The organism is Bradyrhizobium sp. (assembly GCF_017881085.1).
Lineage (GTDB): Bacteria > Pseudomonadota > Alphaproteobacteria > Rhizobiales > Xanthobacteraceae > Bradyrhizobium.
The window spans coordinates 1-21,227 of sequence record NZ_JADGRI010000027.1; the positions used below are offsets into that span (position 1 = coordinate 1).

General features: G+C 63.4%; 20 protein-coding genes. 17 read left to right on the plus strand and 3 right to left on the minus strand.

Annotated features, from left to right (window positions below; genetic code table 11):
- The 14 genes from rpsB to lpxB all read left to right on the plus strand — a co-directional run.
- On the plus strand, window positions 1-835 hold an 835-nt coding region (gene rpsB / locus QZ213_RS04435; protein ID WP_291684844.1), incomplete at its 5' end, for a 30S ribosomal protein S2.
- 126 nt (window positions 836-961) lie between these two features.
- Window positions 962-1,885, plus strand: a complete 924-nt coding sequence (gene tsf, locus QZ213_RS04440) for a translation elongation factor Ts (protein WP_291684845.1) — start codon at window positions 962-964, stop codon at window positions 1,883-1,885.
- Window positions 1,886-1,954: 69 nt separating this feature from the next.
- Window positions 1,955-2,671 carry a UMP kinase gene (pyrH, locus tag QZ213_RS04445; RefSeq protein ID WP_291684846.1) on the plus strand — a complete coding sequence of 239 codons (717 nt, stop codon included), beginning with the start codon at window positions 1,955-1,957 and terminating at the stop codon, window positions 2,669-2,671.
- Between the two features lie 70 nt (window positions 2,672-2,741).
- Entirely contained in the window at window positions 2,742-3,305 is a 564-nt protein-coding gene (gene frr / locus QZ213_RS04450) for a ribosome recycling factor (RefSeq protein ID WP_291684847.1), read from the plus strand.
- Between the two features lie 81 nt (window positions 3,306-3,386).
- Entirely contained in the window at window positions 3,387-4,145 is a 759-nt protein-coding gene (locus tag QZ213_RS04455) for an isoprenyl transferase (RefSeq protein ID WP_291684848.1), read from the plus strand.
- Window positions 4,142-4,990, plus strand: coding sequence for a phosphatidate cytidylyltransferase (locus QZ213_RS04460; protein WP_291684849.1), 849 nt, complete (start codon window positions 4,142-4,144; stop codon window positions 4,988-4,990). The genes QZ213_RS04455 and QZ213_RS04460 overlap by 4 nt, the downstream gene beginning before the upstream one ends.
- A 4-nt stretch (window positions 4,991-4,994) precedes the next feature.
- Entirely contained in the window at window positions 4,995-6,218 is a 1,224-nt protein-coding gene (dxr, locus tag QZ213_RS04465) for a 1-deoxy-D-xylulose-5-phosphate reductoisomerase (RefSeq protein ID WP_291684850.1), read from the plus strand.
- 43 nt (window positions 6,219-6,261) lie between these two features.
- Window positions 6,262-7,413: an RIP metalloprotease gene (locus QZ213_RS04470; RefSeq protein WP_291684851.1), complete on the plus strand. Its 1,152-nt coding sequence runs from the start codon at window positions 6,262-6,264 to the stop codon at window positions 7,411-7,413.
- 172 nt (window positions 7,414-7,585) lie between these two features.
- Complete coding sequence (gene bamA, locus QZ213_RS04475) at window positions 7,586-10,153, plus strand: outer membrane protein assembly factor BamA (protein ID WP_291684852.1); 2,568 nt, start codon at window positions 7,586-7,588, stop codon at window positions 10,151-10,153.
- Between the two features lie 128 nt (window positions 10,154-10,281).
- Entirely contained in the window at window positions 10,282-11,349 is a 1,068-nt protein-coding gene (lpxD, locus tag QZ213_RS04480) for a UDP-3-O-(3-hydroxymyristoyl)glucosamine N-acyltransferase (RefSeq protein WP_291684853.1), read from the plus strand.
- Entirely contained in the window at window positions 11,349-11,807 is a 459-nt protein-coding gene (fabZ, locus tag QZ213_RS04485) for a 3-hydroxyacyl-ACP dehydratase FabZ (RefSeq protein WP_291684854.1), read from the plus strand. Before lpxD ends, fabZ begins: the two co-directional genes overlap by 1 nt.
- Before the next feature lie 164 nt (window positions 11,808-11,971).
- Window positions 11,972-12,775, plus strand: a complete 804-nt coding sequence (lpxA, locus tag QZ213_RS04490; RefSeq protein ID WP_291684855.1) for an acyl-ACP--UDP-N-acetylglucosamine O-acyltransferase — start codon at window positions 11,972-11,974, stop codon at window positions 12,773-12,775.
- Between the two features lie 22 nt (window positions 12,776-12,797).
- The gene (lpxI, locus tag QZ213_RS04495) at window positions 12,798-13,655 is read left to right on the plus strand and encodes a UDP-2,3-diacylglucosamine diphosphatase LpxI (RefSeq protein WP_291684856.1); all 858 of its coding nucleotides are present in this window, start codon (window positions 12,798-12,800) and stop codon (window positions 13,653-13,655) included.
- The gene (gene lpxB / locus QZ213_RS04500) at window positions 13,655-14,845 is read left to right on the plus strand and encodes a lipid-A-disaccharide synthase (protein ID WP_291684857.1); all 1,191 of its coding nucleotides are present in this window, start codon (window positions 13,655-13,657) and stop codon (window positions 14,843-14,845) included. Before lpxI ends, lpxB begins: the two co-directional genes overlap by 1 nt.
- A 169-nt stretch (window positions 14,846-15,014) precedes the next feature.
- Here the strand turns inward: lpxB and gltA are convergent, their stop codons facing one another.
- Window positions 15,015-16,319, minus strand: coding sequence for a citrate synthase (gene gltA, locus QZ213_RS04505; protein ID WP_291684858.1), 1,305 nt, complete (start codon window positions 16,317-16,319; stop codon window positions 15,015-15,017).
- 162 nt (window positions 16,320-16,481) lie between these two features.
- Window positions 16,482-17,906, minus strand: a complete 1,425-nt coding sequence (gene gltX, locus QZ213_RS04510) for a glutamate--tRNA ligase (protein WP_291684859.1) — start codon at window positions 17,904-17,906, stop codon at window positions 16,482-16,484.
- 138 nt (window positions 17,907-18,044) lie between these two features.
- On the opposite strand from gltX, the gene QZ213_RS04515 reads away from it, so the two are divergent.
- The gene (locus tag QZ213_RS04515) at window positions 18,045-19,727 is read left to right on the plus strand and encodes a glutamine--tRNA ligase/YqeY domain fusion protein (protein ID WP_291684860.1); all 1,683 of its coding nucleotides are present in this window, start codon (window positions 18,045-18,047) and stop codon (window positions 19,725-19,727) included.
- A 72-nt stretch (window positions 19,728-19,799) separates the two neighbouring features.
- A complete protein-coding gene (locus QZ213_RS04520) occupies window positions 19,800-20,186 on the plus strand; it encodes a nuclear transport factor 2 family protein (RefSeq protein ID WP_291684861.1) in 387 nt (128 codons plus the stop codon).
- Between the two features lie 16 nt (window positions 20,187-20,202).
- Here the strand turns inward: QZ213_RS04520 and QZ213_RS04525 are convergent, their stop codons facing one another.
- Window positions 20,203-20,478: a hypothetical protein gene (locus QZ213_RS04525; RefSeq protein ID WP_291684862.1), complete on the minus strand. Its 276-nt coding sequence runs from the start codon at window positions 20,476-20,478 to the stop codon at window positions 20,203-20,205.
- Window positions 20,479-20,973: 495 nt separating this feature from the next.
- Here QZ213_RS04525 and QZ213_RS04530 point away from each other — a divergent pair, with 495 nt between their 5' ends.
- Complete coding sequence (locus QZ213_RS04530; protein ID WP_291684863.1) at window positions 20,974-21,183, plus strand: hypothetical protein; 210 nt, start codon at window positions 20,974-20,976, stop codon at window positions 21,181-21,183.
- Window positions 21,184-21,227 lie beyond the last annotated feature (44 nt).

A 21,227-nucleotide genomic window follows, 5' to 3' on the forward strand; every position in this document is an offset into this window, starting at 1 on the left:
GCTGCAGGCCGTCAGCGATACCGTCGCCAAGGGCGGCCGTATCCTGTTCGTCGGCACCAAGCGCCAGGCACAGGACGGTGTCGCCGAGGCCGCCAAGCGGTCCGCGCAGTATTTCGTCAATTCGCGCTGGCTCGGCGGCACGCTGACCAACTGGAAGACGATCTCCGGTTCGATCAAGCGGCTGCGGCACCTCGAGGAGGTGCTCAATTCCGGCGACGCCAACGCCTATACCAAGAAGGAGCGGCTGACGCTGCAGCGCGAGCGCGACAAACTCGACCGTTCGCTCGGCGGCATCAAGGACATGGGCGGACTGCCCGACATGATCTTCGTGATCGACACCAACAAGGAAGACATCGCGATCCAGGAAGCCCAGCGGCTGAATATTCCCGTCGCCGCGATCGTCGATACCAACTCCGATCCCAAGGGCATCACCTATGTGATTCCCGGCAATGACGACGCCGGCCGCGCCATCGCGCTGTATTGCGATCTGGTGGCCCGCGCTGCCATTGACGGCATCTCGCGTGCGCAGGGCGATTCCGGGATCGACATCGGCGCTTCCGCCCAGCCGGTGCGCGAGGAAATTCCGACGGCGCCGCAGCCTGCGGGCTTCCAGGGTCTCGCCGGGCCGCGCGGCGCCGCCGACGATCTCAAGAAGCTCACCGGCGTGTCCGGCGCGATCGAGAAGAAGTTCAACGATCTCGGCATCTTCCACTACTGGCAGCTGGCCGAACTCGACCACGACACCGCCCACAAGATCGGCGAAGAAGTCGGACTGCCGTCTCGCGCCGATGGCTGGGTGGCCCAGGCCAAGGCGATGACCGCGGAAGCGGAATAACTTCAAGCGCGCTGGCCGGAACCATTCGGCCCGCCGGTTCTCGATTTCCATGATTGCTGATGGTAGACGGCGGCGAGGCGGCACAGGCCGCGCCGCGGTCGCCCTGACAGGCAAAGGATTGCAACGATGGCAACAATCACAGCGGCGATGGTCAAGGACCTTCGCGAGACCACTGGCGTGGGCATGATGGACTGCAAGCAGGCGCTCGCGGAGAACGACGGCGACATGCAGGCGGCGATCGACTGGCTGCGCAAGAAGGGCCTGTCGAAGGCCGCGAAAAAGGCCGGCCGCGTCGCGGCGGAGGGCCTGATCGGCGCGTTGACGTCGGGCACCAAGGGCGTTGTCGTCGAGGTCAATTCCGAGACCGACTTCGTCGCCCGCAACGAGCAGTTCCAGGGTCTGGTCAAGATGATCGCGCAGGTCGCGCTCGCCGTTGGCGCCGACGTCGAGAAGATCAAGGCCGCCAAGGCCGGCAGTGTCACCGTCGAGACCGCGATTGCGGACGCGATTGCGACCATCGGCGAGAACATGACGCTGCGCCGTGCGGCTTCGCTCGAAGTCGGCAAGGGCGTGGTGTCGAGCTATGTACATAACGCGGTGATCGACGGCGCCGGCAAGATGGGCGTGATCGTGGCGCTGGAATCCGCCGGCAAGACCGACGAGCTCTCGGCTCTCGGCCGCCAGCTGGCCATGCATGTCGCCGCCGCCAATCCGCAGGCGCTGGATCCGGGCGGCCTCGATCCCGCCGTCGTCAAGCGTGAAAAGGACGTGCTGGCCGACAAATACCGCCAGCAGGGCAAGCCCGAGAACGTGATCGAGAAGATCGTCGAGTCCGGTCTGAAGACCTATTACAAGGAAGTCTGCCTGCTGGAGCAGGCGTTCATCCATGACAACGCCAAGTCGGTCGCCCAGGCGGTGAAGGAAGCTGAGGGCAAGATCGGCGCGGCTGTGAAGATCACCGGATTTGTGCGCTATGCTCTCGGCGAGGGAATCGACAAGCAGGAATCCGATTTCGCCGCCGAGGTCGCGGCGGCCAGCGGCAAGAAATAACCGCGCAAACGGTGCCTCCGGCCTGTTTGCGCGGGGGGCTGCCCGCGCGGGGAAGGAAAGCGATTCGTCATGGCTGAGCCGGTCTATCGTCGTGTGGTGATCAAGCTCTCCGGCGAGTATCTTGCCGGCCCGAATTCGTCCGGCATGGACCAGCCGACCATCGACCGGGTCGCCGGCGACCTGATCGCGGCCAAGCAACTGGGCGTCGAAGTCGCCGTCGTCATCGGCGGCGGCAATCTGGTCCGCGGCGTGGAAGTATCGTCGCGCGGCGTGTCGCGGCCGACCGGCGACACCATGGGCATGCTCGCCACCGTCATGAACTGCCTGGCGCTTGAGGCCGCGATCGAGCGGCGCGGCGCGCCGGCGCGGGCGCTTTCGGCATTCGTGATGCCGCAGGTCTGCGAACTCTACACCCGGGGTGCAACGCACAAATATCTCGCCGAGGGCCGGATCGTGCTGCTGGGCGGCGGAACCGGCAATCCGTTCTTCACCACCGATACCACGGCGGTTTTGCGCGCAGCCGAAATCGGCGCGCAGGCGGTGCTGAAGGCCACCAATGTCGATGGCGTCTATAGCGCCGACCCGAAGAAGGACCCGGCCGCCAAGCGGTTTGACCGGCTGACCCATTCACAGGCGATTGAAGGCGGCTACAAGGTCATGGATGCGACCGCATTCGCGCTTGCCCGCGAGACGTCGCTGCCTATCATCGTGTTCTCGATCGCCGAGCCGGGTTCGATCGGCGCGATCCTGCGCGGCACCGGCCACGGCACCATCGTCGCCGGCTGAGGCGTGGGAAGCATGGGACCGCGCAGGGTTGGGCGGTCTCGGCCGGAAGTTTTCAGGAGGGAAGAGCGTTATGCCCACGGACAAGTTCGACATCAACGAATTGAAGCGGCGCATGCAAGGCGCAACGCAAGCCCTCAAGCACGAACTGGGCGGCTTGCGAACCGGTCGTGCCGCGGCCTCGATGCTGGAGCCGGTGCAGGTCGACGCCTATGGCACGCATATGCCGCTGAACCAGCTTGCGACCATCAGCGTGCCGGAACCGCGCCTGCTCTCGGTGCAGGTATGGGACAAATCGATGGTCAAGGCGGTGGAAAAGGCAATCGTCGATTCGAATCTGGGATTGAGCCCCGCCACCGAAGGACAGGTGCTGCGCCTGAGGATTCCCGAACTCAACGAAGAGCGCCGCAAGGAACTCGTGAAAGTCGCGCACAAATATGCCGAGGCGGCAAAGGTCGCGGTCAGGCATGTCCGCCGCGACGGTCTCGATACCGTCAAGAAACTGGAGAAGAACCACGAGATTTCCGAGGACGATCAGGAGCGTCTGGCCGCCGACGTGCAGAAGGCGACCGACGGAATCATTTCGGAGATCGACCAGTTGCTGGCGGCCAAGGAAAAAGAAATCCTCACCGTCTAGGGCGCCGCCTTTTTGTTTTGACGCGTTTTCCTCACGCGAACCGGTATTCACTTCGCTCGAAAACGCTCCAGGGATAGACCGATGTCGAACGCCGCCGCCCCTGTGACCGAAGGACCGGATCGAACCGACGGTCCCTCGCACGTGGCTGTCATCATGGACGGTAACGGACGCTGGGCGGCAGCCCGCGGTCTGCCGCGTGCCGAAGGCCATCGCCGCGGCGTCGAGGCGCTGCGCCGGGTCGTTCGCGCCGCGCACGAACTGGGCATTCGCTATTTGACGATTTTTTCCTTCAGCTCGGAAAACTGGTCGCGTCCGGCGACCGAGATCGGCGATCTGTTCGGCCTGCTGCGGCGGTTCATCCGCAACGATCTGGCGTCGTTGCACCGCGACGGCGTCCGGGTGCGCGTCATCGGCCAGCGCGACGGGCTGGAGCCCGACATCTGCGCGCTGCTGAACGAAGCCGAAGAGCTGACCAGGAATAATAACAAGCTCACGCTCGTGGTCGCGTTCAACTACGGATCGCGGCAGGAAATCGCGCATGCGGCGCAGCTTCTCGCGCGCGAAGTGGCCGAGGGCAAGCGCGACGTTGGCTCGATCGACGCCGACACGCTCGGCCAATATCTCGATGCGCCCGACATTCCCGATCCCGACCTGATCATTCGTACCAGCGGCGAGCAGCGGCTGTCGAATTTCCTGATGTGGCAGGCGGCTTACAGCGAACTCGTGTTCGTGCCGATCCACTGGCCCGATTTCGACAAGGCCGCGCTCGAGGACGCGATCGCCGAATATGCCAGACGGGAACGCCGTTTCGGCGGTCTGGCCGCGAAAACCGGATCGTGACCGAAGACGAAGCCGCACCGGCGGCAACGGCCGAGCAGGGTTCGCGCAATCTGCTCTTGCGCGTCATTGTCTCTGTGGTGCTCGCCCCGACGGCGCTTGCGATCGCCTATGCCGGCGGATGGCTGTGGACCGCACTGGTGACGCTGGCTTCGATCGGCCTGTATGTGGAATGGCTGATGATCGTGGGCGTCGCGCGCGAGCGGCGGGTGGTCGTCGCAGGCGGTGTCGCAGTGGCGATCTCGGGACTTTGTCTCGCATCGGGGCGGATCGATGCTGCGCTCATCGTGCTGGCGCTCGGTTGCGCCGCCGTGACGTGGCTCTCGCCGGAGCGGCGCCTCTGGACGGCGGCTGGCTTCTTCTATGCTTCTGCCGCCGAAGTCGCTTCCGTCCTGGTTCGCCTCGATCAGCTCTGGGGGTTCGTCGCGCTGATCCTGATCCTGCTGGTGGTGTGGGTGACCGATATCGGCGGATTTTTCGCGGGCCGCGGCATCGGCGGCCCGAAGCTCTGGCCGCGGGTCAGCCCGAAGAAAACATGGGCGGGCGCCGTCGGCGGTTTTGTGGCGAGCCTGGCCGTAGCGGGAGGATTTGTGGCACTCGGTTTCGGCAAGCCCGGCCCTGTTCTGCTGCTGGGCGCGTTGCTTTCGATCGCTTCCCAGCTTGGCGATCTCTTCGAATCCGCGGTGAAGCGGCGGTTCGGCGTCAAGGACTCCAGCGACATGATTCCCGGGCATGGCGGACTGATGGATCGTCTCGACGGTTTCGTCGCCGCGGTCGTCATGGCTGCGATTTTTGGCCTTTTGCGGAGCGGCGTGGATGGCGTCGGCCGCGGTCTTATGGTTTGGTGAAGACATGAGCGCAGTTCCCTTGCGTAACAACAAAGCCGCGGCCTCTGCCGTGCGTACCGTGACCGTCCTCGGCGCCACCGGCTCGATCGGCGACAGCACGATGGATTTGCTGAGGGCCTCCCGCGACCGCTATCGGGTCGAGGCGCTGACGGCGAATACCAACGTGCAGGGGCTGGCGAAGCTCGCGAAAGAATTCGGTGCGCGATTCGCGGCCGTCGCCGATCCCGCAGGTCTCTCCGAACTGAAAGACGCGCTGGCCGGCACCCGCACCGAATGCGGCGCCGGCGAAAGCGCCGTGATTGAAGCAGCAGCCCGGCCCGCGGATTGGGTGATGGCGGCCGTCAGCGGCGCGGCTGGCCTGAAGCCCGCGCTGGCGGCGGTGGATCGCGGCGCGACGGTCGCGCTCGCCAACAAGGAATGCCTGGTTTGCGCCGGCGATTTCTTCATGCAGCGCGCGGCGAAGGCCGGCGCCTGCATACTGCCCGCGGACTCCGAGCATAATGCGCTGTTTCAGGCGTTGGGCTCGGGCAACCGCGAGGAATTGGTGCGCGTCATCATCACGGCGTCAGGCGGGCCGTTCCGGACCTGGGCCGCTGCCGACATCGAGCAGGCGACGCTGGCGCAGGCGCTGAAGCATCCGAACTGGAGCATGGGACAGAAGATCACCATCGATTCGGCCTCGATGATGAACAAGGGGCTCGAGGTGATCGAAGCCTCCTATCTGTTTGCATTGACGCCGGACGAGATCGACGTTCTGGTGCATCCGCAGTCGATCGTCCATGGCATGGTCGAATTCTCCGATCGTTCGGTGGTTGCGCAATTGGGAGCGCCCGACATGCGCACGCCGATCGCGCATTGCCTGGGATGGCCGGATCGAATCGTTGGGCCGGCGGCCAAGCTCGATCTCGCCAAGATCGGGCAACTGACCTTCGAGGCGCCGGATTTCGAACGGTTCCCGGGCTTGGGGCTGGCTTACGATGCGCTGCGGGCAGGCGGCGGCGCCACGACGGTATTCAATGCCGCCAACGAGGTGGCGGTGGCCGCCTTCATCGCCGGCCGGATCAGATTTGGCGCCATCGCGCGCCTCGTCGAGGCGACGATGAACGACTGGATTCGCTCCGGAAATCACGCACCCCTGACGTCCGCCGACGACGCCATCGCCGTTGACCATAGTGCGCGAAATAGAGCTGCCACCCTCTTGCCTCAAATTGCCTTAAAGGCATCCTAGAGGGTTGGGGACAGGGCCTTCGGCTCTGCTTAAGGGGAATCGGATGTCCGAGTTTTTTCTGCATAGTTTCAATACGTTGGGCCATGGGCTCATTGGATACGTGATCCCCTTCTTGTTCGTGCTCACCATCGTCGTCTTCTTCCACGAACTCGGGCATTTCCTGGTTGCCCGCTGGGCCGGCGTGAAGGTGTTAACGTTCTCGCTCGGCTTTGGGCCGGAACTCGCCGGGTTCAATGACCGCCACGGCACCCGCTGGAAGATTTCGGCCGTGCCGCTCGGCGGTTACGTCAAATTCTTCGGCGACGACAGCGAGGCGTCGACGCCATCGTCCGAGACGCTCGCCACCATGACCGAAGAAGAGCGGCAGGGCAGTTTCCACCACAAGAAAGTCGGACCGCGCGCGGCGATCGTCGCCGCCGGCCCGATCGCCAATTTTCTCCTGGCGATCGTGATCTTCACCTGCCTGTTCACATTCTTTGGCAAACCGAGCACGAGCGCGCGCGTCGATCAGGTGGAGGCGGGCAGCGCCGCGGCCACGGCCGGGTTCCAGGTCGGCGATGTCGTGATCGCGATCGATGGCTCCAGGATCGACAGCTTCTCCGATATGCAGCGGGTCGTCAGCATTCGCGCCGGCGAACCGCTGACGTTCACGGTCAAGCGTGGCGACGCCACGGTGCAACTGCACGGCACCCCGCAGCTGAAGGAGGTGAAAGACCCGTTCGGAAACGCCCATAAGCAAGGCGTGCTGGGCATCACCCGCAAGACGGCGGCCGGCGATATCACGACCGAGCGCGTCGATCCCGCCACCGCGCTGTGGCTCGGCGTCAAGGAGACCTGGTTCGTGGTCGATCGGACGCTGGCCTATATCGGCGGCGTCTTCACCGGGCGCGAAGCAGCCGACCAGGTCGGCGGCCCCTTACGAATCGCGCAGATCTCGGGGCAGGTCGCCACCATCGGCCTCACCGCGCTGGTGCATCTGGCGGCCGTGCTGTCGATATCGATCGGGCTCCTGAACCTGTTCCCGGTACCGCTGCTCGATGGCGGTCATCTTTTGTTCTATGCGGTGGAAGCCGTGCGCGGTCGCCCTTTGTCGGAGCGGGCGCAGGAAATGGGGTTCCGAATCGGGCTTGGTTTGGTGCTGATGCTGATGGTGTTTGCCACCTACAACGACATCTTGCACCTGGCGGCATCCTGAAACGGCTTTTTTGTGACGTGGCCAATAGGCAACGTCTTGGAATGAAAATGAAATTGCACCGCGATAGGACGTTTGCCGGCCCGGCAAAGTTGGCTACAAGCAGTGCAACAGATGGGAATCTGCCGGTTCGTGGGGTGCGGTCCGGCTCAGGAATGACAAGGGCGCATTGCGCATGAATTTTGGAATGCGAGTCCGGGGGGGCTTGTTCGCTGCCCTGATCATGTTCGCTGTGCCGGCCGCCGCCACGCTGGCCGGCGTGTTTGCGTCGTCGCCGGCCGCTGCCCAGACCGTGGCTTCTATACAGGTCGAGGGTAACCGGCGGGTCGAGATCGAGACCATCCGATCCTATTTCAAGCCCGGTCCCGGCGGGCGGCTGGATCAGGCGCAAATCGATGACGGCCTCAAGGCGCTGATCGAGACCGGCCTGTTCCAGGACGTCAGGATCAGCCAGGCCGGCGGCCGCCTCCTGGTGACCGTGGTGGAAAACCCGGTGATCGGACGCGTCGCCTTCGAGGGCAACAAGAAGGTCAAGGACGAACAGCTTACGGCGGAGATACAGTCCAAGCCGCGCGGTACGCTGTCGCGCCCCATGGTGCAGTCCGACGCCCAGCGCATCGCGGACATCTACCGCCATTCCGGACGCTATGACGTGACCGTCAATCCCCAAATCATCGAACAGCCGAACAATCGGGTCGATCTCGTTTTCGAGATCACCGAAGGCGCGAAAACCGGCGTCAGGTCGGTCGAATTCGTCGGCAACAACGCTTATTCGTCGTACCGTCTGAAGGACATCATCAAGACCCACGAATCGAATCTGCTGAGCTTCCTCGGCGGCGGCGACGTCTATGATCCCGACCGGGTGGAAGCCGACCGCGACCTGATTCGGCGCTTCTATCTCAAGCACGGATTCGCCGACGTGCAGGTGGTGGCCGCGCTGACGGAATACGATCCGCAGCAAAAGGGCTTCCTGGTGACCTTCAAGATCGAAGAGGGCCAGCAGTACCGGGTGGGAGCGGTCAATTTCGAATCCAGTATCCCGAGCTTCGACGGCAATTCACTTCGCAGCTATTCGCGCGTCAGTGTCGGGTCGACCTACAACGCCGAAGCGCTGGAGAAGTCGGTCGAGGAGATGCAAATCGAGGCATCGCGCCGCGGCTACGCCTTCGCGGTCGTGCGCCCGCGCGGCGATCGCAATTTCGACAACCACACCGTCTCCATCACCTATGCCATCGATGAGGGTCCGCGGACCTACATCGAACGCATCAACGTGCGCGGCAATACCCGCACGCGGGAATATGTGATCCGCCGCGAATTCGATATTTCGGAAGGCGACGCCTACAACCGCGCATTGGTCGATCGTGCCGAGCGACGTTTGAAGAATCTCGATTACTTCAAGTCCGTGAAGATAACGACCGAGCCGGGTTCGTCGAGCGACCGGGTGATTCTCAATGTCGATCTCGAGGAGAAATCCACCGGCGACTTCTCGGTATCGGGCGGCTATTCTACCACCGACGGCGCGCTGGCCGAGGTCAGTATTTCCGAGCGTAACTTCCTCGGTCGCGGTCTGTTCGCGAAGGCGTCGGTGACCTACGGCCAGTACGCGCGCGGCTACGCGCTGTCGTTCGTCGAACCCTATCTGCTGGACTATCGCGTCGCGCTCGGTCTTGACCTGTACCAGCGGCAGCAACTCGCAAACCACTATATCTCCTACGGCACCGAGACGCTGGGTTTCAGTCCGCGGCTCGGCTTCGCCCTGCGGGAAGATCTGTCGCTGCAGCTGAGATATTCGATCTATCAGCAGAAGATCACGCTGCCGAACAATCTGGCGAACTGTAACAACACCACGACAAATTCGTTGCTCGCATTCAATCCGTCGCCGGCGTTCGCCAACGCGAACGGAATTCCTCCGGGCGGAACAATAAACGGCGTCACCGATACCTCCGGCACCGGACTGTGGTGCTACAGCGATGGCGAGGCCTCGCTCCCGGTCCGCAAGGAACTTCAGGGCGGCAGCACGCTGACTTCCGCGCTCGGTTACTCGCTGGACTATAATACCCTCGACAACAACAAGAACCCGACCGATGGCCTGCTGATCGATTTCAAACAGGACTTCGCCGGCGTCGGCGGCGACGTGAGCTATCTGAAGAGCGCGTTCGACGCAAAATACTACACGCCGCTGGTCGCCGATATCGTAGGGCTGATTCACGTCCAGGGCGGTATCCTCAACAAGATCGGCAACACCGATCTTCGTATGCTCGATCAGTTCCAGATGGGCCCGAACCTCGTCCGCGGCTTCGCACCGAACGGTATCGGTCCGCGCGACCTCAATCCCTTCGGTACGCAGGATGCGCTCGGCGGCACCAAATATTGGGGCGCGTCGATGGAGCTGCAGATGCCATTCTGGTTCCTGCCAAAGGAAGTGGGCTTGAAGGGCGCGATCTACGCCGATGCCGGCGGTCTCTACGACTATCAGGGACCGACGACTTGGGCAGCGACAGGCGAGTTGACCACGCCGGGCAATTCCAATTGTATCAAGCCGACGCAATACCCCAATGCCAGCCCTGGCACCTGCACCGGATTGGTGTACGACAACGGCAATCAGATCCGCTCGTCCGTGGGCGTCGGCCTGATCTGGGCGTCGCCGTTCGGTCCGCTGCGCTTCGATTATGCGGTCCCGGTGACGAAGGGTCAGTTCGACCGGGTGCAGCAATTCAAGTTTGGCGGCGGGACATCGTTCTAAAGACGTCTTTGCGCGAAGGGGATACCGGTGCGCGTGAAGAAGACGCGTCAAAACAGGCAAAAAGTTCGGTTCTGATTGATCAGGACCGAAGCTCTGGTTCGATCACCGGCCGGACCGCGACGGGTGGAATGGCGCAGCCGACTTTCTTCGAGCAACCACCGGTGTCGACGCTGGCTGAAATCGCCGCGTTGACCAACGCGCATTTGGTCGATGCGGCCCGCGGCGGCCAGCCGGTGCGGGGGCTTGCTTCGCTCGACGAAGCCGGCCCGATGCACCTGGCGTTTTTCGACAACCTGAAATATGCCGACCAGCTCGCCTCGACCATGGCCGGCGCCTGTATCGTCAGCGCGCGTTTCGAAGCCAAGGTCCCGGCCCACGTCGCCGTGCTGCGGGCCGCCCAGCCGTTCCGCGCCTTCGTGACGATCGCCCGCGAGCTCTACGCCAGCGCGCTTCGCCCGCAATCCTGGTTCGGCTATGTCGGCATCGCGCCGTCCGCCATCATCGACGCAACCGCGCATCTGGAGGATGGCGTGATCGTCGATCCGCTGGCCGTGATCGGCCCGAACGTCGAAATCGGAGCCGGGACGGTGATCGGGGCGGGCGCGGTGATCGGGGCCAATGTCAGGATTGGCCGGGATTGCAATGTCGGCGCCCGGACCGCCATCCAGTACGCGCTATTGGGCAACAACGTCCTGATCCACCCCGGCTGCAGCATCGGCCAGGATGGCTATGGCTTTGTGTTTTTTGGGCCGGACGGTCATCTGAAGGTGCCGCAGACCGGGCGCGTCCTGATCCAGAACGACGTCGAGATCGGCGCCGGAACGACCATCGATCGCGGCAGCCTGCGCGACACCGTGATCGGCGAGGGCACCAAAATCGACAATCAGGTCCAGATCGGTCACAATGTAACGATCGGGCGGCATTGCCTGCTGGCAGCCCAGATCGGGTTGGCCGGCAGTTTGACCATCGGCGACAATGTGGCGCTGGGAGCCAAGGTGGGGATCAACAACCATCTTCACATCGGCGACGGCGCCCAGGTGACGGCGATGAGCGCCGTCAAGGATGATATTCCGGCAGGCGGGCGCTGGGGCGGCCATTTCGCCAAACCGACCCGGCAGTGGTTCAGGGAGATCGTTGCGGTGGAGCGTCTCGTGCGCGATAGCTCGACCGATACGAAGGGCGAAGGGCGGGAGTGATGGAGGAGGCATCGGTCAAATTCGAGCTGGTGGATATCAACGAGATACTCAAGACGCTGCCGCACCGCTTTCCGATGCTGCTGATCGACAAGGTCATCAATATCCGGACCGATTATTCCGGCATCGGCATCAAGAACGTCACCTTCAACGAGCCGCCGTTTCAAGGGCATTTTCCGGACCGGCCGGTCTATCCCGGCGTCATGATGATCGAGGCCATGGCGCAGACCGCCGGCGTGATCGGAATCAAGTCGGTCGAGGGCACCGAGAAGCCGCGCGCGGTTTATTTCCTCACCATCGACAAATGCAAATTCCGCAAACCCGTAATGCCCGGCGACACCATCGAATATCACATGCGCTCGATCGGCCGGCGCAAGACCATGTGGTGGTTTCACGGCGACGCCAAGGTCAACGGCACGACGGTGGCCGAAGCCGATGTCGGCGCGATGCTGACCGACTGAGGCGGATGGCATCAGTCCGGCGCCGGGCCAAGTCGCCCCATCGATCCCATCGGGAATGGACGACATACGGCGTAACCATACGTCACTGGACAGTGCCGGTACGCCGCGCTAACCACCGGAAAACCTGAACCACATCAACGGCAATTTTCGGCGAATAGCGAACCATGAGCGGAATCGATCCCACCGCGCGGATTGAAGACGGCGCTGTGATCGGCGAGGGCACTTTCATCGGTCCCTACTGCGTCATCGGCCCCCACGTCGTCATCGGCGCCAATTGCAAGCTGGTCGCGCATGTGCACGTCACCGCGCAGACCACGATCGGCGACGGTTGCACCATTTACCCCTTCGTTTCCCTGGGGACCCCGCCGCAATCGCTGAGCTATCGCGGCGAACTGACAAGGCTCGTGATCGGCGAGGGCTGCACCATCCGCGAGCAGGTCACCATGAACGCCGGCACTGTGGCGGGCGGCGGCATTACCCGCGTCGGCGATCGCGGCTACTTCATGAACTGCAGCCATGTCGGTCACGACTGCATCGTCGGCAACGACGTGATCTTTGCGACCTCGGCGACGCTGGGCGGCCACGCCGAGATCGGCGATTTTGTCTTCATCGGCGGACTTTCGGCCGTGCATCAGTTCACCCGGGTGGGAGCGCAGGTCATGGTGGGCGCGCTTTCCGGCGTGCGCGCCGACGTGATTCCGTTTACGCTGGTGAGCGGCCAATTCGCCGCGCTCACCGGCCTCAACGTCGTGGGCATGAAGCGCCGCAACTTCACCCGCGAGCGCCTGGCGACGATAAGATCGTTTTACCAGGAGCTGTTTCACGGACCGGGCGTGTTTGCCGACCGTCTGATCGGAGCGAGACAGCAGGCGGACGCGGATCCCGCGATTGCGGAAATCCTCGGCTTCATCGATGCCGGAAAACATCGCGAGCTGTGCCAGCCGGTCAAGGACGGTAAAAGGTTCTGATGACGCATTCCCGGGGCAAGCCATGACAGATCGGGTTATGGATGCTTCATCGCCGATCGGATTGATCGCGGCCGGCGGCGTCATGCCTTTTGCGGTCGCCGATTCGCTTGCCGCACGCGGCATCGATCCTGTGATGTTTGCCCTCAAGGGCGCCTGCGATCCGGTGGCCGTTGTGCGCTTTCGCCATCACTGGATTTCGGTCGGCCAAGTCGGCAGGGCGATGAAACTGTTTCGCGCGGAAAACTGCCGCGATCTGGTTTTCATCGGCACGCTGGTGCGTCCGGCGCTCTCGGAGATCAGGCTGGACTGGGGCACGTTGCGTGTGCTCGGGCGGGTGTGGGCCGCCTTCCGCGGCGGCGACGATCACCTGTTGTCCGGTATCGGCCGCATTCTCGAGCAGGACGGCTTTCGCATGGTGGGGATCAAGGACGTCGCCCCGGATCTCCTGGTGCCGGAGGGATGTCTTGCCCGCGCCAAGCCGGATGAAACCGCCGCCGCCGACATCGCCAAAGGGCGCGAGGTGTTGCGCGCGCTCAGCCCCTTCGACATCGGCCAGGCCGCGATCGTGATCGACGGTCACGTGGTCGGGGTCGAGGATATCGAGGGCACCGATGGCCTCTTGGCGCGCGTGGCGCGGCTGCGCAAGGAAGGTCGCATTCGCGCCAAGGCCGCCCGCGGCGTGCTGGTGAAGGCGCCGAAAAGCGGCCAGGATTTGCGCTTCGATCTGCCGACGGTCGGACCGCGCACGGTCGAAGGCGCGGCCGCCGCGCAGCTTGCGGGCATCGCCGTCGTCGCCGGCAACACCATTGTCGTCGAGCCGCAGGCCATGATCGAGGCCGCCGATGCTGCGGGCCTTTTCGTGACCGGTCTGCCCGCGTGATGGCCGCGCGCGCAGCCGCAAATGTCGGGCGACGGATTTTCCTGATAGCGACCGAGGAATCCGGGGATCGGCTTGGCGCCAACCTCATGAAGGTGCTACGCCAGCGCCTCGGCGATGCCGTGCGTTTCGAGGGCGTCGGCGGCCAGGCGATGGCCCGCGAAGGGCTGACGTCGCTGTTTCCGATCGAGGAACTGTCGATCATGGGACTGGCCGCAGTCGTGCAGCAGCTGCCAAAGATCCTGGGCCTGATCCGGACCACCGTCACCGCGGTCACGAAGACCTCGCCCGACGTGCTCGTCATCATCGACAGTCCGGATTTCACCCACCGGGTGGCACGGCGCGTCCGTGCGCACGATCCCTCGATCCCGATCGTCGACTATGTCTCGCCCTCGGTCTGGGCATGGCGGCCCGGCCGGGCGCGGGCGATGCGCGGCTATGTCGATCACGTGCTGGCGCTGCTGCCGTTCGAACCCGAGGAATACCGTCGGCTGCGCGGGCCGCCCTGCAGCTATGTCGGCCATCCCCTGACCGAGCAGATCGGGAGCTTGCGGCCCTCCCTCCAGGAGCGGAAGCGCCGGGACGAAGCGCCGCCGGTGCTGCTGCTGCTGCCGGGAAGCCGCCGCAGCGAGATCGGGCACCATATGGCGGTATTCGGCGAAACGCTGGACCGGCTCAGCGCCGAGGGCGTGGCGTTCGAACCCCTGCTTCCCACCATGCCGCATCTGCAGCAAGCGGTCGCCGAGGGCCTCAAGAGCTGGAAGGTCGCGCCCAGGGTCGTCGTTGGCGAGCCCGAAAAGCGCGCGGCGTTCCGTATCGCGCGCGCAGCGCTCGCCAAGTCGGGCACCGTGACGCTGGAGCTCGCCGTCGCCGGCGTGCCGATGGTCACGGCTTACCGGGTCGGCGCAATCGAGGCGTGGATCATGCGGCGCCTGATCGAGGTGAAATCGGTCATTCTGGCCAACCTCGTGATCGGCGAGAATGTCGTGCCGGAATATCTGCAGGAGAATTGCACGCCGCAAAACCTGTCGCGCGCGGTGCGCGAGGTGCTCGACGATACGCCGTTGCGCCGGCGCCAGCTCGAGGCGTTCGCAAAAATCGACGCCATCATGTCGACCGGCAACCAGCCGCCCAGCGTCCGCGCCGCCGACATCGTGCTGGCGACGATGCGCAAGGCGCGCCGGCTCGTCTAGAATGGTAGGTGCGCAAAGGCGCTCTTGCGTCGTGTCCACCGTCTATCATCAGACGATCTCTTGAAGGTGGGCACGCTTCGCTTTGCCCACCCTATGGTCCTAGCGCCAGAAAAGCTTGCGGCCGGACGCTGGTGCATCCGGCCGCAAACTGCAGGGTTGGCTGCGCGCCTTACTTGCGCTTGTCCATGTCGATGTAGTCGCGGCGGCCGACACCGGTATAGAGCTGGCGCGGTCGGCCGATCTTCTGCTGCGGATCCTCGATCATTTCGCTCCACTGGCTGATCCAGCCGACGGTGCGCGCGACCGCGAACAGCACGGTGAACATCGAGGTCGGGAAGCCCATCGCCTTCAGCGTGATACCCGAATAGAAGTCGACATTCGGGTAGAGCTTGCGGTCGATGAAATACTGGTCGCTCAGCGCGATCTTCTCAAGTTCCAGCGCGACCTTCAGCATCGGGTCGTCGCCGTGCCCGGTTTCCTTGAGCACCGCGTGACACATCTTCTGCATGATCTTGGCGCGCGGATCGTAGTTCTTGTACACGCGATGCCCAAAGCCCATCAGGCGGACTTCGCTGTTCTTGTCCTTCACGCGCCTGATGAAATCGGGGATCTTGTCGACCGTGCCGATGTCGGCGAGCATCGCCAGTGCGGCTTCGTTGGCGCCGCCATGGGCCGGGCCCCACAGGCAGGCGATGCCGGCGGCGATGCAGGCGAACGGGTTGGCGCCGGAGGAGCCGGCGATGCGCACCGTCGAGGTCGAGGCGTTCTGCTCGTGGTCGGCGTGCAGGATGAAGATCTTGTCGAGTGCGTCCGCCAGCACCGGATTGATCTTGTAGTCCTCGCACGGCACCGCGAAGCACATGTTCAGGAAGTTCTCGGCGAAGGAGAGCGAGTTCTTCGGGTAGATGAAGGGCTGGCCGATGGTGTATTTGAAGGCCATCGCGGCCAAAGTGGGAATTTTCGCGATCATGCGCATCGAGGCGATCATGCGCTGCTGCGGATCGTTGATGTCGGTGGAGTCGTGGTAGAAGGCGGCCAGCGCGCCGACCGCGGCCACCATGATTGCCATCGGATGGGCGTCGCGGCGGAAGCCCTGGAAGAACCGCGCCATCTGCTCGTGAACCATGGTGTGATGGATCACGCGGTTGTCGAAATCGGCCTTCTGCGCCTTGGTCGGCAGTTCGCCGTAGAGCAGCAGGTAACAGGTTTCGAGGAAGTCGCCTTTTTCCGCCAGCTGCTCGATCGGATAGCCGCGGTACTCGAGAATGCCGGCGTCGCCGTCAATGTAGGTGATCTTGGACTGGCAGCTCCCGGTGGAGGTGAAGCCGGGGTCGTAGGTGAACATTCCGGACTGGGCGTAGAGCTTGGCGATGTCGATGACATCGGGCCCGACGGTGCCGCTCAATATCGGGAAATCGTAGGTCTTGTTGCCGACCGTTAGTGTGGCGGTTTTTGAGTTGGATGTTGCGTCCATCGTGAAGTCCCCGATGAGATCGTTGTAAAAGGGCGGCGGCTGCGGGCGCCATCGTTAACAAAATGGCGCGGGAAGCCGCGCGTATTCTAGAAGCACCTGTCAGATGGGTATCTTATTGCTGTTTGCACTGCAAGATGGGCGCGGCTGGCCCCCGATACCACCTTATGAGGGGGCCTGATCGCCGAGCCGGGCCAGGCATTCCTGGCGTCCCAGTACCGCCAGGACGTCGAAGATGCCGGGCGAGGTGGTCCGGCCGGTCAGCGCGGCGCGGAGCGGCTGGGCGACGGCGCCAAGCTTGAGGCTGTTGGCTTCCGCGAAGGCCCGCATCGCGGCTTCCGTGGTCTCGGCGCTCCACGAGGTGACCGCCTCCAGCGCCAGACGAAGCCGGCCGATCAGTTCGCGGTTTTCCGGCGTCAACAGGGCCAGCGCCTTCGGCTCGATCTCGAGCGGCCGGTCGGCAAAGATGAAATACGCACCGTCGAGCAGCTCGATCAGCGTCTTGGCGCGCTCCTTCAGGCTCGGCATCGCTCGCAGCAATTGCGCGCGGGTCGTGTCGTTGAGCTTTGCCTTGAGGTCGGCCCCGCCGGGGACATAGTCCAGCACGCCCTCGAACATGGTCACCAGGGATTGATCGTCGGAATGGCGGATGTAGTGGCCGTTGAGGTTTTCCAGCTTGGCGAAATCGAAGCGGGCGGCCGAGCGGCCGACGCCTGACAGATCGAACGCGGCGATCATTTCCTCGGTCGAAAATATCTCCTGGTCGCCATGGCTCCATCCGAGCCGCACCAGGTAATTGCGCAGCGCCGCCGGGAGGTATCCCATGGCGCGGTAGGCGTCGACGCCGAGCGAGCCATGGCGTTTCGAGAGCTTTGAGCCGTCGGGCCCGTGGATCAGCGGAATATGCGACATCGAGGGAACGTCCCAGGAAAGCGCATCGTAGATCTGCTTCTGGCGCGCGGCGTTGATCAAATGGTCGTCGCCGCGGATGACGTGGGTGACGCCCATGTCGTGATCGTCGACGACGACGGCGAGCATGTAGGTCGGATTGCCATCGCCTCGCAGCAGCACGAGATCGTCGAGGTTCTCGTTCTGCCAGACCACGCGGCCCTGTACCTGGTCCTCGATCACGGTCTCGCCGGTCTGGGGCGCCTTGAGCCTGATCGTGGGCTTCACGCCCTCCGGCGCCTCGGCAGGGTCGCGATCCCGCCACAGGCCGTCATAGAGCCGGGTGCGGCCCTCGGCGCGGGCCTTTTCCCGCATGGCCGTGAGCTGTTCCGCCGTCGCGTAGCAGCGATAGGCCTTGCCGCTGTCCAATAATTGTTCGGCGACCTCGCGGTGCCGCGCGGCGCGGGTGAACTGGTAGATGACGTCGCCGTCCCAATCGAGCTCGAGCCATTTCAGGCCATCGAGAATCGCGGCAATTGCCGCGTCGGTCGATCGCTCCCGGTCGGTGTCCTCGATACGCAACAGCATCCTGCCGCCGGTCTTCTTGGCATAGAGCCAGTTGAACAGCGCGGTGCGGGCTCCCCCGATATGGAGAAAGCCGGTCGGCGAGGGGGCAAAGCGGGTGACGACGGAATCGGTCATTACAAGAGCTGGTTGCGAACAAAGGGGGCATGCGGGAAGCGCGGTGGTGTATAGCAGGAACGGTCAATAACTAAAGCCTTCCGTGGGGCCAGCGGATTTGGCAGAACGTCGGCAGATTTCCCAAGCAGGAACCCTTAAATGACAGCAGAAACGGTGGCGGCAGAGGCGGGGCGCGATTTCATTCGCGACATCGTCCAGGCCGACCTGGACGCCAAGCGACACGCGACGATCGTGACCCGGTTCCCGCCGGAGCCGAACGGCTATCTCCATATCGGCCACGCCAAGTCGATCGCGCTCAACTTCGGCATCGCGGGGGAATTCGGCGGCCGTTGCCACCTGCGCTTCGACGACACCAATCCGACCAGGGAAGAGCAGGAATATATCGATTCAATCCAGGCCGACGTGCACTGGCTCGGCTATGACTGGGGCAAATACCTGTTCTATGCCTCGGATTATTTCGACAGACTCTACGACTGGGCGGAGGGTCTGATCCGCGCGGGCCTCGCCTATGTCGACGACCAGACCCAGGAAGAGATCAGGACCGCGCGCGGCTCGCTGACCGAGCCGGGTAAGAACAGCCCGTTCCGCGACCGCTCGGTGGACGAAAACCTCGATCTGTTTCGCCGCATGAAGGCCGGCGAGTTTCCCAATGGGGCGCGGGTGCTGCGCGCGAGGATCGACATGGCTTCGGGCAACATCAATTTGCGCGATCCCGTCCTGTATCGCATCCTGCACGCCACCCATCCGCGCACCGGCGACAAATGGTCGATCTATCCGAGCTATGACTACGCCCATGGGCAGTCGGACGCGATCGAAGGCATTACGCATTCGATCTGCACGCTGGAATTCGAGGACCACCGGCCGCTCTATGACTGGTTCCTGGACAAGCTTCCGGTGCCGTCGAAACCGCATCAGTATGAATTCGCGCGGCTCAACCTCACCTACACGCTATTGTCGAAGCGCGTGCTCACCCAGCTCGTGCGCGACGGCCATGTCGCGGGCTGGGACGATCCGCGCATGCCGACGATCGCGGGGCTGAAGCGGCGCGGCGTGCCGCCGGCGGCGATCCGCGAATTCGTCAAGCGCATCGGCGTCGCCAAGGCCAACAGCGTGGTCGATGTCGGCATGCTGGAATTCTGCATCCGCGAGGAGCTCAACCGGACGTCACAGCGCCGCATGGCGGTGCTGCGGCCGCTGAAAGTCGTGATCGAGAATTACCCGGAAGGACAGGTCGAGGAGCTCGAAGCCATCAACCATCCCGACGATCCCAGCGCGGGCACCCGCCGCGTGGCGTTCGGCCGCGAGCTCTACATCGAGCGCGACGATTTCATGGAAAATCCGCCGAAGAAGTTCTTCAGGCTGTCGCCGGGCACGGAAGTGCGGTTGCGCTACGCCTATTTCATCAAGTGTACGGGCGTGATCAAGGACGCGAGCGGCGAAGTGATCGAACTGCACTGCAGCTACGATCCCGCGACCAAGGGCGGCAACGCGCCCGACGGCCGCAAGGTCAAGGCCACCATGCACTGGCTGCCGGCCGTCCAGTCCAGGACCGCGGAAATCCGTATCTACAACCAGCTATTTGCAAAACCTTCGCCGGACGCCGGCAACTTCGCCGCCGACCTCAATCCGCAGTCGCTGGAAATCCTGAAGGACGCCCGGATCGAGGCTTCGGTCGCGGAAAGCAATTCGAACGACGTCATCCAGTTCGAACGGCAGGGCTATTTCGTGCGCGACAGGGACTCGACGCCGGACCATCCGGTGTTCAGCCGCACCATCGGCCTGCGCGATACCTTTGCGAAGGAAGTGGGTGGCAAGGGCTGAGGGGGTTCGTCACGCGCAGTGGGCGTGTGGCCAAATTTCCACGGCCCTACCGGATTTGACGGGGGGCATCCAATGCAAAGCGCGGCCGACGGCACGGTTTCCGGCATCATCGAGAAATGGTCGGCCGCGTTCAACAGGCTCGACGCCAGAACGCTTGCATCGTTGTATTCTAGGAACGTCTTCTTTTTCGGGTCGAAGTCGTCGTTGTACCGCGGCAATGAAGGTGTTGCAGCCTATTTCAACGCGCTGCCGCGCTGGGGTTCACCGACCGTTCAATTCACCGACCGGACGATCGCGCAGGTCAATCCCGATTTGATCAACTTTGCCGCGACCGCGACGTTCGTCGTCGAGGAGGGTGCCGCGCCGCTGTCGGTCAAGATCACCTGGGTGATTGCCCGCGAGGACGGCGACTGGAAAATCGTCAGCCATCACGTCTCGTCCCAGGCGCCGCTGCTCTAGCGGCGTGCCGGCGTTCCTAGAAGCAATAGCCGTAGAGGCCGCAGACATAGGGCAGGCGGATGAAGCTCGGCGAGGCGCCGCCGTAATAAGGGCCGCCATCATAATACGACCAGGACGAGCCGTAATTATAGACGCCGCGATTCCAGACGGGATTGGGCAGATTGCTGTAGGGAATGATCGGCCCCGAATATTCGCGCCCCCGAACCACCTCGACCCTGGTCTGCGCGGTCGGCTCGGCAAATATCTTGCCCAGCCGGCTTTGCGTCGGCAGATCGGCAGCGCCAGCGGTCATGGCCGTGATCGCTGTTACAACAACGGACAGCATGATCCTGCGCGGCATGGCCAAATCCCTGAGGGGCGAAGCCCCGATTGATTCGCAAATCTTAGCCGCACGCCGTTAGCAAAGGTTAACGATCGGAAGCCGGCGGCTCAGGAACTCGCGCGCGGATTTCGCTTTGAGGGCTCGGCTTGAGACGGCGCGCCGGATCGCTTTCCAGGCATCGACCGTAATGGTCGCAGATGCATTGGATACGACAGCCACAAAGAACCCGCCCCATCGGTTCAGTGGTTGAGGTTGAATCGCGATGAGGCGGAAGTCTGGAGCCATCGATGCCGCCGCGTCGATGACGGCAAGGTGCGATTACGATTCGGGCGGCTTGAGGGCGTGACCCCGGACCGAGTTACCGCCTGCCGTTACGAAGAGAAATTTATCGGACTGGCGGGAATCAGAGAGCGAGCCGTAAAATCAGGTCGGGGCTCCGGGGCATTTTTTAGGGGTGATGGATCAATGGCCAAGGAACTCAGAACCGCCGCGCAGCTATCCGACATGATTGTCTCTGCGCTGGGTGTAAGAGAGTTGGATATCGAGATCCGCAGGGACCATGCTTACGGTTGGCAGCCGACAGTCATTTCGTCTCCCGGCGATCTGATCGGATATCAAAGGCGAGTTGAAGACATCGCCAATCGATTGCGCTTTCAGTTCGCCCTTCGGGAATGATGTCCCGTCCGGTCTGATGCCAGCCGGCTGCAGCTCGTCGGCTC

What these genes read in the sequence shown, in the direction of transcription:
- bamA (WP_291684852.1), top strand. Translation starts at nt 7,586, where the DNA reads ATGAATTTTGGAATGCGAGTCCGGGGGGGCTTGTTCGCTGCCCTGATC.
- frr (WP_291684847.1), top strand. Translation starts at nt 2,742, where the DNA reads ATGCCCACGGACAAGTTCGACATCAACGAATTGAAGCGGCGCATGCAA.
- tsf (WP_291684845.1), top strand. Translation starts at nt 962, where the DNA reads ATGGCAACAATCACAGCGGCGATGGTCAAGGACCTTCGCGAGACCACT.
- QZ213_RS04470 (WP_291684851.1), top strand. Translation starts at nt 6,262, where the DNA reads ATGTCCGAGTTTTTTCTGCATAGTTTCAATACGTTGGGCCATGGGCTC.
- lpxD (WP_291684853.1), top strand. Translation starts at nt 10,282, where the DNA reads ATGGCGCAGCCGACTTTCTTCGAGCAACCACCGGTGTCGACGCTGGCT.
- QZ213_RS04515 (WP_291684860.1), top strand. Translation starts at nt 18,045, where the DNA reads ATGACAGCAGAAACGGTGGCGGCAGAGGCGGGGCGCGATTTCATTCGC.
- QZ213_RS04525 (WP_291684862.1), bottom strand. Translation starts at nt 20,478, where the DNA reads ATGACCGCTGGCGCTGCCGATCTGCCGACGCAAAGCCGGCTGGGCAAG.
- gltX (WP_291684859.1), bottom strand. Translation starts at nt 17,906, where the DNA reads ATGACCGATTCCGTCGTCACCCGCTTTGCCCCCTCGCCGACCGGCTTT.
- QZ213_RS04455 (WP_291684848.1), top strand. Translation starts at nt 3,387, where the DNA reads ATGTCGAACGCCGCCGCCCCTGTGACCGAAGGACCGGATCGAACCGAC.
- lpxB (WP_291684857.1), top strand. Translation starts at nt 13,655, where the DNA reads ATGGCCGCGCGCGCAGCCGCAAATGTCGGGCGACGGATTTTCCTGATA.
- QZ213_RS04530 (WP_291684863.1), top strand. Translation starts at nt 20,974, where the DNA reads ATGGCCAAGGAACTCAGAACCGCCGCGCAGCTATCCGACATGATTGTC.
- lpxA (WP_291684855.1), top strand. Translation starts at nt 11,972, where the DNA reads ATGAGCGGAATCGATCCCACCGCGCGGATTGAAGACGGCGCTGTGATC.
- dxr (WP_291684850.1), top strand. Translation starts at nt 4,995, where the DNA reads ATGAGCGCAGTTCCCTTGCGTAACAACAAAGCCGCGGCCTCTGCCGTG.
- lpxI (WP_291684856.1), top strand. Translation starts at nt 12,798, where the DNA reads ATGACAGATCGGGTTATGGATGCTTCATCGCCGATCGGATTGATCGCG.
- pyrH (WP_291684846.1), top strand. Translation starts at nt 1,955, where the DNA reads ATGGCTGAGCCGGTCTATCGTCGTGTGGTGATCAAGCTCTCCGGCGAG.
- fabZ (WP_291684854.1), top strand. Translation starts at nt 11,349, where the DNA reads ATGGAGGAGGCATCGGTCAAATTCGAGCTGGTGGATATCAACGAGATA.
- QZ213_RS04520 (WP_291684861.1), top strand. Translation starts at nt 19,800, where the DNA reads ATGCAAAGCGCGGCCGACGGCACGGTTTCCGGCATCATCGAGAAATGG.
- gltA (WP_291684858.1), bottom strand. Translation starts at nt 16,319, where the DNA reads ATGGACGCAACATCCAACTCAAAAACCGCCACACTAACGGTCGGCAAC.